The 20319-nt window shown below is 33.9% G+C and carries 18 protein-coding genes; 12 read left to right on the top strand and 6 right to left on the bottom strand.

Annotated features, from left to right (window positions below; translation table 11 throughout):
* Positions 1 to 75: 75 nt before the first annotated feature.
* The 5 genes from guaB to CQA53_RS08365 all read left to right on the top strand — a co-directional run bounded on the left by guaB (position 76) and on the right by CQA53_RS08365 (position 5684).
* A complete protein-coding gene (gene guaB, locus CQA53_RS08385; RefSeq protein ID WP_115543559.1) occupies positions 76 to 1521 on the top strand; it encodes an IMP dehydrogenase in 1446 nt (481 codons plus the stop codon).
* A 226-nt stretch (positions 1522 to 1747) separates the two neighbouring features.
* The gene (gene rfbA, locus CQA53_RS08380; protein WP_115543558.1) at positions 1748 to 2620 is read left to right on the top strand and encodes a glucose-1-phosphate thymidylyltransferase RfbA; all 873 of its coding nucleotides are present in this window, start codon (positions 1748 to 1750) and stop codon (positions 2618 to 2620) included.
* 9 nt (positions 2621 to 2629) lie between these two features.
* Positions 2630 to 3772 (top strand): dTDP-glucose 4,6-dehydratase, encoded by a 1143-nt coding sequence (locus CQA53_RS08375; protein ID WP_115543557.1) that lies wholly within the window; start codon positions 2630 to 2632, stop codon positions 3770 to 3772.
* Between the two features lie 173 nt (positions 3773 to 3945).
* On the top strand, positions 3946 to 4974 hold the full coding sequence (locus CQA53_RS08370; RefSeq protein WP_115543556.1) for a radical SAM protein: 1029 nt from the start codon (positions 3946 to 3948) through the stop codon (positions 4972 to 4974).
* Positions 4975 to 5072: 98 nt separating this feature from the next.
* A complete protein-coding gene (locus CQA53_RS08365; RefSeq protein ID WP_147290016.1) occupies positions 5073 to 5684 on the top strand; it encodes a DUF1796 family putative cysteine peptidase in 612 nt (203 codons plus the stop codon).
* Between the two features lie 268 nt (positions 5685 to 5952).
* Here CQA53_RS08365 and CQA53_RS13595 read toward each other — a convergent pair whose 3' ends face one another.
* The 5 genes from CQA53_RS13595 to lepA all read right to left on the bottom strand — a co-directional run bounded on the left by CQA53_RS13595 (position 5953) and on the right by lepA (position 10761).
* Positions 5953 to 6087: a hypothetical protein gene (locus tag CQA53_RS13595; RefSeq protein WP_281271181.1), complete on the bottom strand. Its 135-nt coding sequence runs from the start codon at positions 6085 to 6087 to the stop codon at positions 5953 to 5955.
* A 200-nt stretch (positions 6088 to 6287) separates the two neighbouring features.
* Positions 6288 to 7319: a glycosyltransferase gene (locus CQA53_RS08360; RefSeq protein ID WP_115543554.1), complete on the bottom strand. Its 1032-nt coding sequence runs from the start codon at positions 7317 to 7319 to the stop codon at positions 6288 to 6290.
* A gap of 8 nt (positions 7320 to 7327) precedes the next feature.
* The gene (locus tag CQA53_RS08355) at positions 7328 to 8401 is read right to left on the bottom strand and encodes a DegT/DnrJ/EryC1/StrS family aminotransferase (protein ID WP_115543553.1); all 1074 of its coding nucleotides are present in this window, start codon (positions 8399 to 8401) and stop codon (positions 7328 to 7330) included.
* 306 nt (positions 8402 to 8707) lie between these two features.
* Positions 8708 to 8863, bottom strand: coding sequence for a hypothetical protein (locus CQA53_RS12385; RefSeq protein ID WP_181882404.1), 156 nt, complete (start codon positions 8861 to 8863; stop codon positions 8708 to 8710).
* A 101-nt stretch (positions 8864 to 8964) separates the two neighbouring features.
* Positions 8965 to 10761: a translation elongation factor 4 gene (gene lepA, locus CQA53_RS08350; RefSeq protein WP_115543552.1), complete on the bottom strand. Its 1797-nt coding sequence runs from the start codon at positions 10759 to 10761 to the stop codon at positions 8965 to 8967.
* A gap of 415 nt (positions 10762 to 11176) precedes the next feature.
* Here lepA and CQA53_RS08345 point away from each other — a divergent pair, with 415 nt between their 5' ends.
* From CQA53_RS08345 to CQA53_RS08330, 4 genes are all read left to right on the top strand, one after another.
* Positions 11177 to 11953: a thiazole synthase gene (locus CQA53_RS08345; protein WP_115543551.1), complete on the top strand. Its 777-nt coding sequence runs from the start codon at positions 11177 to 11179 to the stop codon at positions 11951 to 11953.
* 32 nt (positions 11954 to 11985) lie between these two features.
* Positions 11986 to 13080, top strand: a complete 1095-nt coding sequence (locus tag CQA53_RS08340) for a tyrosine-type recombinase/integrase (protein WP_245945802.1) — start codon at positions 11986 to 11988, stop codon at positions 13078 to 13080.
* Between the two features lie 246 nt (positions 13081 to 13326).
* Positions 13327 to 13977, top strand: a complete 651-nt coding sequence (locus CQA53_RS08335) for a metallophosphoesterase family protein (protein ID WP_115543549.1) — start codon at positions 13327 to 13329, stop codon at positions 13975 to 13977.
* A gap of 46 nt (positions 13978 to 14023) precedes the next feature.
* Positions 14024 to 14548, top strand: coding sequence for a hypothetical protein (locus tag CQA53_RS08330; RefSeq protein ID WP_115543548.1), 525 nt, complete (start codon positions 14024 to 14026; stop codon positions 14546 to 14548).
* Between the two features lie 92 nt (positions 14549 to 14640).
* Here CQA53_RS08330 and aroA read toward each other — a convergent pair whose 3' ends face one another.
* Entirely contained in the window at positions 14641 to 15978 is a 1338-nt protein-coding gene (gene aroA, locus CQA53_RS08325; RefSeq protein ID WP_115543547.1) for a 3-phosphoshikimate 1-carboxyvinyltransferase, read from the bottom strand.
* Between the two features lie 523 nt (positions 15979 to 16501).
* Between aroA and CQA53_RS08320 the strand changes: the two genes are divergently transcribed.
* Genes CQA53_RS08320 through CQA53_RS08310 form a run of 3 tightly spaced genes read left to right on the top strand, consistent with a single transcriptional unit; the run spans position 16502 to position 20061 of the window.
* A complete protein-coding gene (locus tag CQA53_RS08320) occupies positions 16502 to 17335 on the top strand; it encodes a fumarate reductase cytochrome b subunit (RefSeq protein WP_115543546.1) in 834 nt (277 codons plus the stop codon).
* A gap of 18 nt (positions 17336 to 17353) precedes the next feature.
* Entirely contained in the window at positions 17354 to 19330 is a 1977-nt protein-coding gene (locus CQA53_RS08315; protein WP_115543545.1) for a fumarate reductase flavoprotein subunit, read from the top strand.
* Positions 19327 to 20061, top strand: coding sequence for a fumarate reductase iron-sulfur subunit (locus CQA53_RS08310; protein ID WP_115543544.1), 735 nt, complete (start codon positions 19327 to 19329; stop codon positions 20059 to 20061). The genes CQA53_RS08315 and CQA53_RS08310 overlap by 4 nt, the downstream gene beginning before the upstream one ends.
* Positions 20062 to 20319 lie beyond the last annotated feature (258 nt).

Here is a 20319-nt window from a genome sequence, read left to right as displayed (position 1 = left end):
TAAACTATTAGCAACTAATTGTTATTTTTAATGAAGTAAAATTATAAAATAAATATTCTCCTAAAAAGGCACATTATGAATCTTCTCACACGAGCACTTACATTTGAAGATATTTTATTAATCCCAGCATATTCAGAAGTCCTGCCAACACAAGTCAATACTCAATCAATGCTTACAAAGAATATTCATTTGAATGTTCCTTTTGTCAGTGCAGCAATGGATACTGTAACAGAACATAAAACAGCAATTGCTATGGCAAGGCTTGGTGGTATTGGAATTATACATAAGAATATGGATATAGATTCTCAAGTCAAAGAAATTCATAGAGTAAAAAAAAGTGAAAGTGGTATTATCAATGATCCTGTATTTATTACTGCCGATAAAACACTTCAAGATGCGGAGAATATTATGCATAATTATAGTATTTCTGGTGTGCCTGTAGTAGATGAAAATCGCTGTTTGATTGGAATCTTAACTAATCGTGATACAAGATTTGAGACCGATTTTACAAAACTTGTAGGAGAAGTTATGACTAAATCTCCATTAATTACAGCCCATGTTGGCATTAGTCTTGAACATGCCAAAGATATTATGCATAAAAATAGAATTGAGAAACTGCCTCTCGTCGATAAAAATAACATTTTACAGGGCTTAATTACGATAAAAGATATTCAAAAATGTATCGAGTATCCAAATGCAAATAAAGACTCTCTTGGGAGATTGCGTGTTGGGGCTGCTGTTGGGGTAAATCATATCGATCGTGCATTAGCATTAGCAAATGCTGGTGTCGATGTATTAGTGCTTGATTCTGCTCATGGTCATTCCAAAAATGTCATTAATACACTTAAGGAAATCAAATCAAAAATTGATATCGATATAATTGTGGGTAATGTTGTTACAGCTGAAGCTACAAAAGATTTGATTTTAGCTGGTGCTGATGCAATTAAAGTCGGAATTGGACCAGGCAGTATATGCACAACACGCATTATAGCAGGAGTTGGAATGCCTCAAGTCTCTGCTATTGATGGTTGTGCAAGAATAGCGAAAGAATATGACATTCCTATTATTGCTGATGGGGGAATAAAATATAGCGGCGATGTTGCAAAAGCATTGGCAGTAGGAGCTTCTAGTGTCATGATAGGTTCTCTTCTTGCTGGAACTGAAGAAAGTCCTGGGGATTTAGTCATTTTTCAAGGTAGACAATATAAAAGCTATCGTGGAATGGGGAGCATAGGTGCAATGCAAAAAGGAAGTAGTGATAGATATTTCCAAGAAGGAACTGCTCAAGATAAACTTGTTCCAGAAGGTATTGAAGGAAGAGTTCCTTATCGCGGTAAAACTGCAAGTGTATTGCATCAATTAACAGGTGGTTTGCGTTCATGTATGGGATATTTGGGTGCAAAAGACATAAAAACTCTATGGGAAAATGCTAAAATTGTTGAAATTACTTCGGCAGGATTACGCGAAAGTCATGTGCATGATATTGTCATTACAAAAGAAGCTCCAAATTATCATGGGTAATTAATATAGAATCCTAATTAAATGATCTTAAATGTATCTAAGATTTATGAAACTTAATATCAAAGTAACAATTTATGTTTTTTTTAAAGAAATATATTTAGGTTAATATGTTGAGACTGTGATATATTCCTTAGATATATTTGGACATGTAAGTTATCTTAGTTTGTGTTCTCAAATATTTTTATGATATAATTCTAAGTTTAAATTTTTCTTTTCAGGAAGCATTATGAAAGGTATTATCTTGGCGGGTGGAAGTGGCACGAGGCTTTACCCAAGCACTCTAGCACTCTGCAAACAACTCCTCCCTGTCTATGACAAGCCTATGATTTACTATCCACTATCCGTGCTTATGCTCGCAAAGATTCGCGAAGTCCTCATCATCTCCACGCCTAAGGATATATCGAAGTTTGAAACGCTTTTTGCCAATGGCAAATGGCTCGGTATGGAGATAGATTATTGTGTGCAAGACAAGCCAGAGGGCTTAGCACAAGGGCTTATCCTCGCGGAGAGTTTTATTGACAGTGATACGATTTGCCTCATATTGGGCGATAATATTTTTTACGGGCAAGGCTTATCGCCAATGCTAGAATCTGCAAAGCAAAATACCACAGAGGGTTTTGCTACGATATTTAGCTACCATGTGAAAAATCCAAAGGCTTTTGGAGTGGTTGAAATGGATAGCAAGGGCAATGTGCTAAGTATCGAGGAGAAACCAAACGAGCCAAAAAGTAATTACGCAGCGACAGGGCTATATTTCTACGATAATAGTGCGATTCATATCGCTAAAGACATCAGTCCAAGTGCGAGGGGTGAGCTAGAGATAACCGATGTCAATCTCGCCTATCTTAAGCAAAATAGACTCAAAGCACAGAATCTCGGTCGTGGATTCACTTGGCTTGATACCGGCACGCACGATAGCCTTATCGAAGCGGGGAGCTTCGTGCAAACTATTGAGTTAAGACAGGGATACAAAATCGCTTGTCTGGAAGAAATCGCCCTCAATAATGGCTGGATTAGCGAAGATATCGTGGCACAGAGGGCTACACTCCTTAGCAAAAATAGCTATGGTGAATATCTCACCCAACTCCTCCAAAAGTGAGTCGATACAATGAAGCATTCACAACATACCACAAACAAAGCAAGAAATATCCTCGTAACCGGTGGTGCGGGATTTATCGGGAGTAATTTTATCCCACTGTATATCCATAATAATCCGCAAGATAATATCATCAATCTTGATTTACTCACTTATGCCGGGAGTTTGGATAATCTCAAGTCTATGGCAAACCACCCAAACTACACATTTATACAAGGCGATATTTGCGATACGAATCTCTTAGAGCGTATTTTTGATACACACAAGATTGATAGCGTGATACATTTCGCAGCAGAATCTCATGTGGATAATTCTATCGCCTCGCCTGATATTTTTATCAAGACGAACATACAAGGCACTTTTCAGCTACTCCACACCGCATATAGATTCTGGTTTGCTTCGCCTTTTGTGCAAAAAGAAGGTTTTGAGGACGCCCTCTTTCATCATATCAGCACCGATGAAGTTTTTGGAAGTTTGGGGGAGAGCGGTTATTTTAGCGAAACTTCGCCTTATGTGCCGAACTCGCCCTACTCTGCCTCAAAAGCAAGCAGTGATATGCTTGTAAGGAGCTATACACATACTTATGGGCTGAATTGCGTGATTACGAACTGCTCAAATAATTACGGACCACATCAGCACGATGAGAAACTTATCCCTACGATTATCCGCAATGCCTTAAATGGACACGAAATACCCATCTATGGCGACGGTAAAAATGTGCGTGATTGGCTCTTTGTAGGCGACCACTGCAGGGGAATCGAAGCGGTATTCAAATATGCCTTACATGAAGTGCGAACAAAAGGAAATTCGCGAAATCTTTTAGATTCACAAAAATTAGGAAATTCACTACAAAATACACCGCAACATTCTCAAGGATTTTTTAATACATTTTGCATTGGAGCAAATGAGGAACATAAAAATCTTGAAATCGCGATAAAAATATGTGAGATTTTAGATAGCAAGATTCCACAATCTCACTCATATAAAGAGCAGATTCGCTTCGTGAGTGACAGGGCTGGACACGATAAACGATATGCAATAGATGCAAAGAAGATTCGCGAAACTTTACATTTTAATATAGTAAGTAATTTCGCAACAAATCTTAACACAACTATTGATTATTATTGCAATAAATATAGGGGGGGGGTGGGGTAAGCTACATACAATAATATTTATCTCTATACTTTTCTATCTCTCTAAATACCTCAAAAATCAAAAATTCTTCTTTATATTTATTGCTCAAATTTTCTTCTTTCAGCAAATATTGTATTTACTTCTTTCTCTCTACTTTTTAAATTATCGCTCAATCTTACACAAAAGGCAAAACCATGAAAATCAATAATTTCAATTCAAGCGAAAAAATACTGCAATATACAAATAAACTCGACTATTTTTTCAATGCTCACAAGACACTTATCGTAACAGAACTAGACCTCACTAATAAATGCAATCATCGATGTCCGGGCTGCTGTGGCAATAACGAAAATAATGCCGAACTAAGCAAAAAACAAGTCGAGTCTGTGGTAGAAAATCTTAAATCAATGGATAATAAAGGTGTCATTTTAAGCGGTGGTGGCGAGCCCACTTGCTCTCCTCATTTTGAATACGCCATCAAACTCCTCAAAAATGCAGGGCAAAATATAGGATTAAATTCACATGGTATGAATCTCAAAGAGAATCTTAACGAAATTATTGCAGAGAATCTGGAGTATTTCAGAATCTCACTTGATGCGGGAAGCCCTGAAATGTATCTCAAGATTCACGGAATGAAAGAAAGTCATTTTAGTAAAACGCTCCAAAATATAGAGAATTTCGCAAAAACAAAGCAGAGATTGGGAAGCAAAATAAGCTTTGGCGTGGGATTCCTCACAAGCTCTATCACACAAAATGATATGGAATCTTTTGTGAAACTTGTCAAGGATAGAGGTGCTGATTTCGCACAATTCCGTCCATTTACCGGTGATACACTTGATATTATTCCCAAACTTGATGAACTCAAGGCGAAATACGAAGATGAGCATTTCAAAATCGTAGCAAGCTACCAAAAATACAAGGAAATGGTAGGCTTAACACAAAATAGCGAGCGAGGCTATGATAAATGTCATGGTATGTTTTTTAGCACCGTGATTAGTGCGGACTTCAAAGTGTGGGCGTGCTTGCATTATAGGCAAAGTGATAAGCACTTTTTAGGGGATTTGAGGGAACAAAGCTTGGAAGAGATTTGGCGTGGAGCACGTATCAAAGAAGTATATAACAATATTGATTGCTCCAAATGCCCGATACTCTGCCGCAATGATAGCTTCAATAGGACGCTTGATAAATTAAGCCTTGATATAACAAATAAGGAGTTTTTGTGATGAGAATTACAACGCAAAAAATCAAACAAATTCTTAAATTTTTTATGAATACGCCACAATTTTTCCAAAGCAAGATATTATGGTAATTTAGCAAGATAGTGATTATTATCCCTCATAAAAAATTGCGTAGGAAATTAAGAAGAATTTGCTACCTCAATCTTAATGGTATGTTAAATCTTATCTCAATCCTTTTCTATCGTAAGATTCATAAAGATGAACTCATCTTTACTGACTTAGTATTGAGCGTGGGTGATGCCTGTAAGCCAGCATTTCATCTCCAAGAAAGCAGACTTAGGAGATTTGCCACTCCGATTGATTGGATGAAACATTATGAACTTAATGATGTCACTTTGATGTTTCAATATAATTTTAGTGGTTTTTTTGAGAACTTTTACGAAGACACCACGCAAAATACAGGGAATAATTGTCGCTATATTGTGGATTCTAAAAATACTATGGTATCAATCCACGCATTTCCAAAAGATAAAGATATTCAAGTGCAATATCCACTCTTTATTTCTACGATGAAAAGGCGATTTGAGCGAATGAAATCTGCTATAAAGAATGCTCAACATATTTTATTTGTGAGTGCAAGAGAATTTGATGTGCAAGCTTTTAGGGATTTTCTTATCACAATGCAAAGTTATCATAACGCAAACTACACCCTTCTAAACTTACGACATATCCCGGAGCAAAAATTGCAAAGGTAGTACATAAAAGTTAGTGATGCTCTATCAATCATTGATTATAGCTTTGATGATTCTTATATCAATTATGAGTGTATTAATGGGGGGGGGGATGAATTGGCAATAGAGATATGTGGAGAAAAATATTAGCACTCATTATTCTCTCTAAAGATTCTACACAACAATCAACAAGAATGTATGATGATGAGTATTTATAAAAAGGTATTTCGTATCAATAAGGCTTTACTTTTTATTCATCTTTAAAAAATATTTTTCCAGTTTTTCTTTCAATCTAACTATAAAAGCTCTGTTGATTTTTGATTTGATTTTCTTTACTATATAGATTTAAAATAAGATTCCTATTATGTAGAGAATCCTCATATCTCATCGGCTCTAAATTAAAATCTTTTATATCAAAGATTTTCATCATTCCTTTAAAATCTCTTTTGTAACATGCAAATACCACATAAATTTGTTTTTTTAATTGATTAATATTATATTCTTCTGTTGTAGAACAGGATAAACTTGAAAATTTCTTCATCTGCAAAATAATGATAAAAAGGTGTATTTGGCGAATATATTTCTTATATGAACTAAATATAGGTTTGGATAAGACCCGCTATGTAACTATTTTCTCCTTTTCTTCCTCAACCAATCTCTAGTAGATTTAATAACAGAATCTAAAACATAATAAATTTTTGGAAAGATGAGAGCAATGATAAGTTTGTAAGAGATTCTCCCATTTTTATTTGTGTGATTGAGTAAGATACGGATAGCTTTTGAAAAATCTTTCATATTTAATTGAATATTATTTGCTACAAGAAAACTCTTCATAGCCAATATCATTATATAATTGCTAAGGTTAGAATCCCCTTTATTACGATAATATTCAGCAATATAAAAAAAAGTTTTGACTTCATTTGCATATCTTTCTTGTACTTTTAAGCTTGACCATACTCCACCATCATGAAGTCTATATATCGCTGGCTTAATTTGAGAGAGATATTTAGCATTGCCATATTTTCCGAGCAAACTCCAAACAAAAATATCGCCATTTATAATTTTTTGTATAGAATCTGCTACATTCAAATCAAAATAATCTATTACGTTACGATAACAAGCACATCTTGTAGGAATACATAAATGAAATTTTTGCATCATTTCTCCACTACCATCTTGTTTATGATAATCTCCTGGCATAAGTTTATCATTATCAAGCACATCACAATCATGATAGCACAGCACATATTCTTGATGAGATTCTAAAAAATCCACTTGGATTTGGATCTTCTTTGGGTCATTCCAATAATCATCTCCCTCACACAATGCGATATATTTCGCTGCCATTTTGTGCATAATCCCCAAAAAATTATTACCATTTTCTCTTTTGGAATATTGATTTTCCTCCTCATATAAGGCTTTGATAATCTTTGGATATTTCGCCTCATATTCTTTGATGATTGTATCTGTGCCATCAGTTGAGCAATCATCGTGAATGATAATATCAAATGGGAAATCCGTCTCTTGCTCGAGCATACTATCTAAAGCTTGAGCGATAAAATTTTTATGATTATAAGTGATACAAAGCACACTACACAGAGGTTTCTCGATACTTTTATCCCAATGTTGCATAATCTCATCTTGACTTTTGTGATACATATTTTCTCCTATTTTACGAGGTGTTTTATGATCATATCTTGTTCTTTTCGACTTAATCCCACATATATCGGTAGGCACAAGATTCTACTTGCTATATCTTGACTTATCGGACACTGCTTCAAATTATGATAAAAGCTTAGTGTATCGAGGCTCGGATAGAAATATCTTCGCGGGAATATTTTATTTTCGTTTAGAATCTTGATTACTGTAAGCATAGAAGATTCGGTCTCAAACAAAATAGGGAAATAATGAAAGTTATTTGTGCTATTTGTCGAAAGGTCTTGTAAGGCATAATAATTTTTTAATTTTTCATAATAATACTCCCAAATCCGCCCCCTCTCCTGCATAATGTATTCTATATCATCAAGCACACATAATCCCATAGCAGCGTGAAATTCACTATTTTTTGCATTAATCCCAAGTATATTTGGCATATTCTCTTTTAATCCAAAATTAATCATCGACTTTGCTTCATCAAGCAGATTTTTATCTTCAAAGATAATCGCCCCACCCTCTACGGAATGAAATATTTTTGTCGCATGGAAGCTGATTGTCGCAATATCCCCATATGTAAAGATACTCTTACCTCCATATTTTACACCAAAGGCGTGTGCAGCGTCGTAGATAAGCTTGAGTTTATGTGAATCTGCTATATTCTCCAATGTCTTGACATCGCAGGCGTTACCAAAAACATGCACAGGCAAAATCGCCCTAGTTTGTGGAGTGATAAGCCTAGAAATCTTGCTTGTATCAATACAAAAGCTTTTGTCATCAATATCACAAAATGAGATTTTAAGCTTCTCCCAAGCAAGCGTATTTGTCGTCGCGACAAACGAAAATGGTGTAGTGATAACCTCATCACCCGCCTTTAACCCTAGCACCTTAAAAGCGATTTGCAATGCTAACGTGCCATTACCAACAAGCAAGAGATGTGATACACCAAGATACTCACAGAGACGAGATTCTAGCTCTTGACTAAGTGGTCCAAAATTTGTCAAATAGCTACTTTTCCAGATTCTCTCCAAATACGCATTGTATTTCTTTATATCGGGTAAGTATGGTTTACTGACATTGATTTGCACTTTTTACGTCCTAGAGCTTACATAGAATGAGGAATTTTAACACAATTTGCATTATTTTACAAGCTTTATATAATTTTAAAAACAAAAAAAGCCAATGTTTATCTTATGGTAACACTCTATCAATCAGCAAGCAAGAATATGTGCTATAACTTTGCGCTTCATCAAAACCCCCACTTCCCTGATGATTAAACTCTTGAGTATTGATTTTATATATCTGTATAGTAATTGGTGGTTGAATCTTATTATAAAAATCTTTTCTAAAACTTACATTGAGGCTAGATTCTAAAATTTTTTAATCTCCCTCAATTATCTTGCGAAATACCATCGTCCATAATATGAAAAATAAAAAAAACTTGTTGAGATTCTGGGGGATGAGGGAAGATTCTCTAGAGCTTCATGTATTTTAAAAGACTCTTTAGATTTTAATCCTGATACTTCTTTCTTAATGTAATCTTTTTTCACAAAATCTTTATTGGGAATATTTGGAATTTAGTCTTGCTGTATTTCCAAATTCTAGAAAATTAGAAAAACTCTTTTGCCTATCAATCATTTTTACCAAAGCCTCAATCAATCTTAAGCACAGCTAAGAATGCTTCTTGTGGGATTTCTACCTTGCCGATAGCCTTAAGACGCTTCTTGCCTTCTTTTTGCTTTTCTAGTAATTTGCGTTTGCGTGTAATATCGCCACCATAACATTTTGCAGTTACATTTTTTCCCATTGATTTAACTGTTTCCCTTGCAATAATTTTATTCCCAACGCTTGCTTGGATAGCAACCTCAAAAAGTTGTCGTGGAATAATTTCTTTCATTTGTGAAACAAGAGCTTTCCCTCGCTCATAGCTCTTAGATTTATCAATAATCACGCTAAGTGCATCAACAACTTCTCCTGCAACACGTACATCAAGTTTAATAAGATTCCCATTGCGATAACCAATAGGCTCATAATCAAAACTCGCATAACCTTTTGTTTGACTTTTTAATTTATCATAAAAGTCCATAATAATCTCATTGCTTGGTAATGCGTAAGTAAGCATAACGCGATCTTGATTTAAATATTCCATATTTTCTTGGACTCCGCGTTTATTATTTAATAAAGTAATTACATTGCCCAAAAACTCACTAGGTGTGATAATACTTGCTCGCACAAATGGCTCTTTGATATAAGATATTGTTTGTTCTGGTGGCAGTTCACTAGGATTTTGCACTAAAACTATACCCCCATCAGTTAAACCCACCTCATAAACAACTGTTGGTGCAGATGCAATAAGATCCAATCCAAACTCGCGTTCCAATCTTTCTTTGACCACTTCCATATGTAATAACCCCAAAAAACCAACACGAAAACCAAAACCAAGTGCTATGCTACTTTCTGGTTCAAACTGCAAAGCAGAATCATTAAGTTTTAATTTTTTCAATGCATCGCGAAGATCCTCAAATCTGTCAGTATCAAGGGGATAGATTCCTGCAAAAACAAAAGGTTTGACAGGCATAAAACCCTCGATAGCTTCTTTTGTTGGATTTTCCAATGCCGTAATCGTATCACCCACAGCAATGTCTGTAACACTTTTTAACCCAAGATTTAAGATTCCAATCTCACCACTTTTTAGTATATTTGTAGGCTCTTTGTGAAGTGGATGCGGATATTCTAATCCCAATACCTGATAAGACTTATCTGCACTCATAGTTTTTACCATATTACCCTTTTTTATCTCTCCTTCCATGATACGAATAAGACCCAATGCACCCAAATAATTATCAAACCATGAGTCATACACAAGGGCTTTTAAAGGTTGGGTATTATCAATTTTTGGAGCAGGAATCCTCGCAACGATTGCTTCCAATAAATCATCTATGCCTTGTTTTGTTTTTGCACTTACTAGAATTGCTTCAGAACAATCAAGTCCCAACACTTCTTCTATCTCTTGTTTTACAGAATCTGGATTTGCCGCAGGCAAATCAATCTTATTAATTACGGGGATAATCTCAAGATTATTTTCAAGTGCAATATAAACATTCGCAATAGTCTGTGCTTGTATGCCTTGACTTGCATCAACAACCAATAAAGCACCCTCACAGGACTTTAAAGATCGTGAAACCTCATAACTAAAATCCACATGACCAGGAGTATCAATAAGATTTAGAATATACTTTTCATGCTTCGCATTATGATAGATAAGTCTTGCACTCTGTGCTTTGATTGTGATACCTCTTTCTTTTTCTATATCCATAGTGTCCATCATCTGTGCACTTACTTCACGCGATGCAACACTACCACAAGTTTGTAAGAGACAATCTGCTATTGTGCTTTTTCCATGGTCTATGTGTGCTATAATTGAGAAATTTCGTATATTATTTTGCATAAATACTCCTAAAATTGTAGCTTTGTATCTATATGTTTTTAAACACAACAATAAAATTATTTAATGATTAATATCCTTTAATATTTAAATAAAGATTTATCAAAAAATAGCATTTATCATTATTTCCCTTAAAAGTTCAAATTGAAACATTCTTGAGTTTGGTAATTATAAACTTACGATAAAATCATCTAAAGTTATACAGAAATATTAGTAACTTAAAAATATATTTTAATTGTGTAAATAGATTTTAAAATATACATAATGTTATAAAATTTGCTATTATAACTTATTTTTATATATTTTGCCAAATCATTAACCAAAGCATTTTAAAGTCCTACATTTAAATATTAAATATGATTTTATGCTATAATAAGCCGATTTATGATTAGAAATTCTTTAATTTTAAAGGTAATATATGTCACTCATTATTGGAAACAAAAGCTTTCAATCTCGTTTAATTGTAGGAAGCGGTAAATATAGAGACTTTGAAACAACAAAGGAAGCTACGCTTGCAAGTGGTGCAGAGATGATAACTGTTGCCGTGCGGAGAGTAAATATTATGGATAAGAACTCACCAAATTTACTTGACTATTTTAAAGACACCTCCATTGCTTTTTTACCAAATTCTGCGGGTTGTATCAATGCAAAAGAAGCCATCACACTTTTTCGTCTTGTACGCGAAGGTATTGGAATCGATTTTATCAAATTAGAAATTATTGGTGATACACAAAAAACGCTTTATCCCGACATGATTGAAACACTAGAAGCAACAAAAGTCTTAGCAAAAGAGGGTTTTAATATCTTAGTTTATATGAATGATGACCCGATTATGGCAAAACGACTTGAAGAAAATGGTGCTGTCGCAGTTATGCCTTTAGCTGCACCAATTGGTAGCGGACTTGGAATCCAAAATCGCTATAATATTACATTCATTAAAGAAGCAGTAAAAATCCCGGTTATTGTAGATGCAGGTGTTGGATGTGCAAGTGATGCAAGCATTGCTATGGAGTTAGGAGCTGATGCTGTCCTAACAAACACTGCAATCGCTCAAGCAAAAGATCCTATTACAATGGCAAAGGCTATGAGACTAGCTGTTCAAGCAGGGAGATTAAGTTATGAGGCTGGGAGGATTCCTAAAAAACCTTTTGCAACGGCAAGCTCTCCAACAGATTATATGCCTGCTTTAAGCTAAATTCCTTTCAGAATCTTGCCTAAGGAATCTTGATGTATCAGCTTAATCAAAAAGAGGGTTTTGAAGTTTCATTAAAATTTTGGATTGAAAGATTTTTCTATACAAAACTTATGAAACTTAGTGCACACAGGGTAAAAGATAAAGCAGAATTTGCTTGTATTATTCAAGAGATTCAGAGTGGTGGTAGGCAGTCAATCGAGAATATCATAACTCTTTGCAAAAAAGCAAGAAAAATTGGTTTGCTTGGCATTAATACTTATGCAAACCCACTTTTTGTTTTTTATCGACACTGTGTTACAATCGGATTTCAAGATATGTGCGAAATACAAAATGATAATATTCAAGAATTTTTAAGCATTTATACCACAAATTTAAGTTTAACTACAATCCGCAACTATCGCTTTGCTCTCAATAATTTTTTTGACTTTATCCAAAAAAATAATATACTTGAAAATGGTGCAACCCACATTTATAATATTGAATTACTTGGCTCAAATCAATCTTTCAAACAAGAATTACCTGAATATCTCACACAAGATGAATTACAAAGATTCTTAGAAGCATTGCAAAAATATGATTTAGGACAAAAAAGAGTAAATCCCGTAATTCGTCTGCGCAACCAATTAATTATATTAATGATTGCATATAGTGGTGCAAGGGTAAGCGAGATTCTTTGTCTTAATTTTAAAGATGTATCAAGTGAAAAAGATTACTATGTCTTGAGATTGCATGGAAAAGGGAATAAAATGCGTGTAGTGTATATCTCTCGTTTTCTTTTAGAATCTTATTATCAAGAATGGATTGAATTGCGTTCCCATTTTTCTTATGTCAATGAGACAATGCCCTTATTTATTAATCATAAACTACAAACACCAACACAACCATACATTTATGTTATTATTGAAAATCTTCTTGCAAATATTGGCATACGCAAAGCAAAGAATGGTGCACATTTATTACGACATAGCTTTGCCACAATGCTTTACACAAAAAGCAAAGACTTGGTTTTAGTGCAAGAAACACTTGGGCATAGCAGTATCGAAACAAGCAGAATCTATACACACTTCGATAATAATAAACTAAAACATGCCGCAAATGTAATTTCAGAGAATATACATCCAGATTAGAGATTCTAAAATATTTTACCTCTATACATTCACAAAAATATTCATTCAAGTTTTATATATTATTAAGTATCCAAATTTCTTTTTTCAAGAACAATTCTTGTTGATTATTTTCTAAATTCATCATACTGAGATAAACATTTCAAAATATAAAAAATTATTAAAAATGATAATTCTTTATATATAAAATTATGTTAATATTATACTTAGATTTAAGTAATATTATTTAATATTTATCGAGGCTCTTGCGTGAAAATTACACCTGATACTTTTATTATTTCAGACACACACTTTGGGGATAAGTTGGCAATTAAAAAATATCCCATTCGTGCACTTACACTCACAAACTCTCATTATAAAAATTTTGATGATTTGAGTGTTGGGCATTGGAATGAAGTAGTAAAACCCAATGATGAAATTCTACATTTAGGTGATTTATTCTTTGGAAATAGCGATATATTAAATAAATTAAATGGACATAAAATGCTTATCTTAGGCAATAACGATATTGGAAGATGCGAGAATCTTGAACAATGGGAAATCATTCGTAAAATAAAATTTCAACTCGAAGAAAAAGATGAATTCAAAAAAGCGATGAAAAAGAAGTGGGGGGCAGAGCTTAAAAATCCTTATGTAACCGGCTTGATTACAGAAGTCAGTAACATTCGCATTATGTTTAGCCATTTCCCTGTTGGTGAACGCAAAAAAAATGACAAGTATTATAAGGCACGAGATATTATTGATTATGCATTTAACTTAGCAAAATGTGAGATTAATATACATGGACACATTCATGTCCGATCTAGCATACAAGAGTTTTGTTGCAATGCATCTACGGAACAACAAAATTTTCGTCCAAAAAAATTGCGTGAGATTTTATATGATTGGGCAAATTACTAGAAAATTTATTACAAAAGATTCTATGCTTTGAATTCAAGGACTTATTGTGTTGCAAACCACATTCATTTATAAACTCAAATTATCACAAAAAATTTTTCTATTTTCTACATCTTTTCTAATATGTATCATAACCATTGGACTTAGCATATATAAACCAATATGGTTATTTTCATTATTTGTTGGTTGGTTTTCTTACATTATTTTAATGATTGCTTCATTTAAGTCTATGCGTTCCAAAATTGCACAAAAAATTATACAAGCTCAAACAGAACAGAATATTGAACAATATACATTAACATACGACAAAGAATATAGCGAACAAGATAACACTACTTCAAAAAAACCACAAGAAAATAAAAAGATTCTTAAATTTCTTGATTTATCAAAAATAAGTTTAGGATTTGAAATGAGCTTTTCTAAACTTAGAATGTTTGCTTTTATGTTAATGCTATTGGGGTTCGTGATTTTAATATGGTTGAATGTATTTTATCCTCTTACCTATATTCTTGGTGTATTCTGTGGGTCAATGTGTGTTATTTGCTACCTATTTCTATCCTCAACAGCACAATAATCAATATGATTTTATAATAACTTTCAACACAATAACAACACACCCTTCATAGTTATGCAAATAGAGCATAGTTTTCATACAATGTATTTATATTACTTTCCTATCTGTGTGAATTTTTCTAAAATTGCAAGAAAATTAGGAAATGAGGTTTGAATACATTCGCAATCTTGTATTTTACCACCACACACACAAGCGGCAATTGCAAAACTCATGGCAATTCTATGATCCCCCCTAGAATCTACCTCACCATAATGTAAATTTCCCCCAATTACATCAAAACCATCTGGATATTCATAGGTTTCAATACCAAAATTTTTTAAACCTTCTAAAACTACTGAAATCCTGTCGCTTTCTTTTACGCGTAGCTCCTCCGCATTGCGTATCCTTGAAGTTCCTTCTGCCAATGCACATGCAATACTCAAAGCTGGAATCTCATCAATGAGCCATGCGATATTTTCATTGATATCTACGGCTTTTAGATGAGAATGTCTAATCGTTATATCTGCGGTGCTTTCATAACCTTTTTGAACATTTTCATATATAATATTTGCACCCATTCTTTCTAAAATTCTGAAAGCTTCAATGCGAGTTTTGTTTATCATCACGCGTTCTAAAGTAATACAAGAATTAGGAATAATGCAGGCTAAAACAGCAAAGAAAAAAGCAGAAGATGGATCATTCGGAATATCAATATCAAACCCCACAAATGGAGCATTTGTTGTATTAAATACATTAAAGGGGGTAATATGAATAACATCATTTTGAATAGATATATAATCATATTTTTGAAATGCATGAAGCATATTTTCACTATGATCTCTACTTAATGCACACTCAGTATAAGATGAAGGTGAATCTGCCTGTAATCCGGCAAGAATCATCGCACTTTTTACTTGTGCAGATGAGATGTTAGAATGATATGTAAATCCCTGTATTTTTTTATTGGTGGGGATAATACTAATTGGTGCAACTTCTTTCTTTTTAGAATCCTCTGCAATGCGTGCAAAAATAGTTACACCAATTTGACGCAATGGTTCTAAGACTCTTCCCATAGGACGAACATGTAAATATTTATCACCTGACAAAACACAATAAATATTCGCTCCAGCTAAAAGTCCTGTAAAAAGTCGCATACTTGTGCCAGAATTACCACAATAAAGAATATCGTTTGGTGTTTGGAGTTTTTTAGGAGGAAAGAGAAATAACTGCTTCTTTCCATGAACTTCTTTTATTTCATATTTCATTCCTAAACTTTGTGCAATAGTAAGACTTCTTAATGTATCTTCCGCATAAAGAAAGTGCGATATTCTGCATACAGAATCTGCAAAAAGTGCAAACATACAAACTCTGTGTGATATGGATTTATCGCTTGCATCAATATCAAAATGTGCATTAATTCGTTGTTTTATTGGTTCTATAGTAATATCCATATTTTTTCCTCCTTTTTAAAATTAAGAATAGTTTAATAATTCTATCATGTTACTTTGAAGAACAATAGTGTTTATTTAGAAAAACTCAATAAAAATAAAAAATCAATTAAGAGATTCCAAATAACCATCATAACTTTTAAAAAACGATTGGATATTACTATATTTCTGACACAACCATTTTGCTTTGATTGCGAAATGAGTGCGATTTCTAGAATCTTATACATTATAAAAAATATATCGCACATAAGGAGTATTAAGTTGCTTTATATTAAGGATACATTAAAATAAAAATATAAAAACAAGAATAATTATAATGATTTTATATTATTTTTCTTAGTAAATTTGTGTAAAAAATACACATAGATAAGTAAAAAATACTTAAAAATAAATCAAACAAAGTTCATTTAAAGCAATTATATTCTAGTATTGTTTATATAATAATTCTATAACAAAATGCAAAGTTTATATTTTTGCGTGGAATTATTAATATATGGCAACACATTGTCATTTTAAGGGAGGCTTAATGCAAGAAGATAAGATTATTGAGGGTTATTTAGGTATAACCCCAGAACGTAAGAAAAGTAGAATACCTGCAACACTTGACTGGTGGCAAAGTGCGACAGGACTATTTTTAGGTTTATTTATGATAGCTCATATGTTTTTTGTTTCTAGTATATTAATTAGCGACAGCTTCATGTATACTATAACAAAGCTTTTTGAGGGTAGTCCGCTTATTGCAGCAGGAGATCCCAGAATTGTAAGTTGTGTAGCAGCATTTGTATTTATTGTGTTTGTTGTCCATGCATTCTTGGCAATAAGAAAATTTCCTATTAATTATAGGCAATTTTTGGCACTTCGAGCCCATAAACAAATTATGAAACATAGCGATACAAGCTTATGGTTTATTCAGGCTGCCACAGGCTTTGTGATGTTCTTTTTAGCGAGTGTGCATCTTTATATTATGTTTGCACAACCTGACACTATTGGACCAAATGGATCTTCATTCCGTTTTTGGAGTCAGCATTTTTGGATACTTTATATTGTACTGCTATTTGCTGTTGAACTTCATGGTTCAATTGGTTTATATAGGCTCTGTATTAAATGGGGTTGGCTTGAAGGACTTGGAATCTCTGGGTTAAGAAAAGCGAAATGGGCAATGAGTGTATTCTTTATTGTATTAGGATTACTGACTTTTGGTGCTTATGTGAAAAAAGGAATTGAACAAAACTTTAAAGATATTCATGATGCTAAAGAATTTGATGAAAAGAATTTCGGCACACATAAACAAGCAATGCAGACTCCTCAAGATATGGCAAATCAAGCTCTTGCCATTGCTAAAGAGAATTTGAGCAAATAATGGTAAAAGGAAAGATATATGAAAATAGTATATTGTGATGCACTAGTAATTGGCGGAGGATTAGCTGGTTTGCGAGCCTCTATTGCAGCTAAACAAGAAGGTTTAAATGTCATAGTTTTAAGTCTTGTCCCCGTAAAGAGAAGTCACTCAGCAGCAGCTCAAGGAGGAATGCAAGCAAGTCTAGGAAATTCTGTAAAAAGTGATGGCGACAATGAGGATTTACACTTTGCTGATACAGTTAAAGGAAGCGATTGGGGTTGTGATCAGGATGTAGCAAGAATGTTTGTAACAACAGCTCCTAAAGCAATTAGAGAACTTGCTGGTTGGGGAGTACCATGGACTAGAATTAAAAAAGGTGATAGACCGGCAGTTATCAATGGTGAGAAAGTCACTATTACTGAAGAAGATTTTAGACATGGATATATTCATTCACGCGACTTTGGTGGCACAAAGAAATGGCGAACATGTTATACAGCAGATGCAACAGGACATACAATGCTTTATGCAGTGGCAAATGAAGCATATAAGCTTGGTGTAGATATTCAAGATAGAAAAGAAGCTGTATCAATTATTCATCAAGATGGTAAATGTTATGGTGCAGTTGTTCGTGATTTAATCAATGGTGAATTAATCGCTTATATAGCCAAAGGAACTTTAATTGCGACCGGTGGTTATGGGAGAGTTTATCGCAATACGACAAATGCAGTAATTTGTGAAGGAATTGGTGCGGCACTTGCTATGGAAACAGGTGTTGCAAAGCTTGGGAATATGGAAGCTGTTCAATTTCACCCAACACCATTATTTCCTAGCGGTATCTTATTAACAGAAGGATGTCGTGGTGATGGTGGAATATTACGCGATGTTGATGGCTATCGCTTTATGCCAGATTATGAGCCAGAGAAAAAAGAACTTGCAAGTCGTGATGTTGTTTCTCGTAGAATGCTTCAAAGAATCCGTGAAGGTAAGGGCGTAAAATCACCCTATGGTGAACATTTATGGCTTGATATTTCCATTTTGGGTAGAGCACATATTGAACGAAATTTGCGTGATGTGCAAGATATTTGTAAAGTATTTGCAGGAATCGATCCTGCTGATAAATGGGCACCTGTATTGCCTATGCAACATTATTCTATGGGTGGTATTCGCACTGATTATAGAGGTGAGTCTTACCTTAAAGGCTTATTTGCTGCAGGTGAAGCCGCATGTTGGGATTTACATGGATTCAATAGATTAGGTGGAAACTCTGTTAGTGAAGCCGTAGTGTCAGGCATGATTATTGGTGGTTATTTTACAGAACATTGCCGAAACGCTCAACTTGATATACAAACTTCTGTTATTCAAACCTTTATTAAGAAAGAAGAAGCATATATTGCCTCATTACTTAATAATTCAGGAACAGAAGATGTTTATGAGCTAAAAAATGCAATGAAAGATATTATGGATACAAATGTTGGTATTTTCCGCGAGGGTAAAAGTTTACAAGAAGCAGTCAATAAACTTGAAGAGCTTTTTAAACGTAGCAAAAATATCCATGTGCGTAATAAAAAGATTCATGACAACCCTGAACTTGAAGATGCGTATCGCACACCAAAAATGCTTAAAATTGCACTCTGTGTTGCAAAAGGTGCACTTGATAGAACAGAATCTCGAGGGGCACATTCACGTGAAGACTACCCTAAACGAGATGATGCAAACTGGCTTAAACGCACATTAACAAGCTGGGGAGATGATCCAAATCAAAGTATGCCTACAATAGATTATGAAGATTTAAATATTATGAATATGGAAATAGCTCCAGGATTCCGTGGATATGGCGCTAAAGGCATGATTATTGAACATCCGAATAGTGCTATCAGACAGGCAGAGATTGACAAAATTACACAAGAGATTCAAGCAAAAGGCGGTGATAGATATGCTTTACAAGAAGCATTGATGTCATTCAATTTGCAACCACACTATAAAGCAAGAAATCAACGACTAGGAGATAAACGATGAGTGCTCATGAAAAAGGAAGAACCCTAACTATTAGGGCATTAAAATTCGATCCACAAAGTGCGGTCTCTAAACCCCACTTTAGGGAATATAAAATTGAAGAAGCACATTCAATGACTATCTTTATAGCATTGAATATGATACGAGAGCAACAAGATCCGGATTTAAGCTTTGATTTTGTATGTCGTGCTGGTATCTGTGGTAGTTGTGGTATGATGATTAACGGAAGACCTAGACTAGCATGCAGAACACTTACACAAGATTTTCCTGATGGCATTATTACTCTTATGCCTCTCCCTGCATTTAAACTTATCAAAGATTTAAGTGTAAATACTGGTGAATGGTTTGCGGGTATGACAAAACGTGTGGAAAGTTGGATTCACACACAACATAAGCCTGATATATCCAAGATTGAAATGCCTATTGAACCAGAAGTTGCAGATGAGGTGTTTGAGCTTGATAGATGTATTGAATGTGGTTGTTGTATCGCAAGTTGTGCAACAAAAGTTATGCGAGATGATTTTGTAGGGGCAGCAGGCATGAATCGTGTGGTTCGTTTTATGATAGATCCACATGACGAACGAACGGATGAAGATTATTATGAGCTTGTTGGTGATGATAATGGTGTATTTGGTTGCATGAGCCTTATCGCATGTCATGATGTATGTCCAAAAGAATTACCACTACAAAGTAAAATTGCATATCTAAGACGCAAAATGGTCGCATTACGATAGCTAAAATTACTTGATTTTATTCTTTTTAAAACTACCTGAAATATTCAGATTCTGATTATAAAAATCCGTAATCTGTATATTTTTATATCATAATTATAGATATTTCCATAATTTTATTTAATATTTTATGGGAAATTCTTAAAATCGGACAATTTTAATTTTATATATAAATAAAAAATAATCCTACTTTTTAATAATCACAAATTATGAGAAAATTCCAAAATAATAAAATAAGGAAATCTTCTTATTAAGTTATAG

Origin of the sequence: Helicobacter didelphidarum (genome assembly GCF_003364195.1) — a bacterium.
Taxonomy (GTDB): Bacteria; Campylobacterota; Campylobacteria; order Campylobacterales; family Helicobacteraceae; genus Helicobacter_A; species Helicobacter_A didelphidarum.
This window is presented reverse-complemented; position numbering and strand designations above follow the sequence as displayed.

What these genes read in the sequence shown, in the direction of transcription:
- guaB (WP_115543559.1), top strand. Translation starts at nt 76, where the DNA reads ATGAATCTTCTCACACGAGCACTTACATTTGAAGATATTTTATTAATC.
- rfbA (WP_115543558.1), top strand. Translation starts at nt 1,748, where the DNA reads ATGAAAGGTATTATCTTGGCGGGTGGAAGTGGCACGAGGCTTTACCCA.
- CQA53_RS08375 (WP_115543557.1), top strand. Translation starts at nt 2,630, where the DNA reads ATGAAGCATTCACAACATACCACAAACAAAGCAAGAAATATCCTCGTA.
- CQA53_RS08370 (WP_115543556.1), top strand. Translation starts at nt 3,946, where the DNA reads ATGAAAATCAATAATTTCAATTCAAGCGAAAAAATACTGCAATATACA.
- CQA53_RS13595 (WP_281271181.1), bottom strand. Translation starts at nt 6,087, where the DNA reads ATGAAAATCTTTGATATAAAAGATTTTAATTTAGAGCCGATGAGATAT.
- CQA53_RS08360 (WP_115543554.1), bottom strand. Translation starts at nt 7,319, where the DNA reads ATGTATCACAAAAGTCAAGATGAGATTATGCAACATTGGGATAAAAGT.
- lepA (WP_115543552.1), bottom strand. Translation starts at nt 10,761, where the DNA reads ATGCAAAATAATATACGAAATTTCTCAATTATAGCACACATAGACCAT.
- CQA53_RS08345 (WP_115543551.1), top strand. Translation starts at nt 11,177, where the DNA reads ATGTCACTCATTATTGGAAACAAAAGCTTTCAATCTCGTTTAATTGTA.
- CQA53_RS08340 (WP_245945802.1), top strand. Translation starts at nt 11,986, where the DNA reads ATGTATCAGCTTAATCAAAAAGAGGGTTTTGAAGTTTCATTAAAATTT.
- aroA (WP_115543547.1), bottom strand. Translation starts at nt 15,978, where the DNA reads ATGGATATTACTATAGAACCAATAAAACAACGAATTAATGCACATTTT.
- CQA53_RS08320 (WP_115543546.1), top strand. Translation starts at nt 16,502, where the DNA reads ATGCAAGAAGATAAGATTATTGAGGGTTATTTAGGTATAACCCCAGAA.
- CQA53_RS08315 (WP_115543545.1), top strand. Translation starts at nt 17,354, where the DNA reads ATGAAAATAGTATATTGTGATGCACTAGTAATTGGCGGAGGATTAGCT.
- CQA53_RS08310 (WP_115543544.1), top strand. Translation starts at nt 19,327, where the DNA reads ATGAGTGCTCATGAAAAAGGAAGAACCCTAACTATTAGGGCATTAAAA.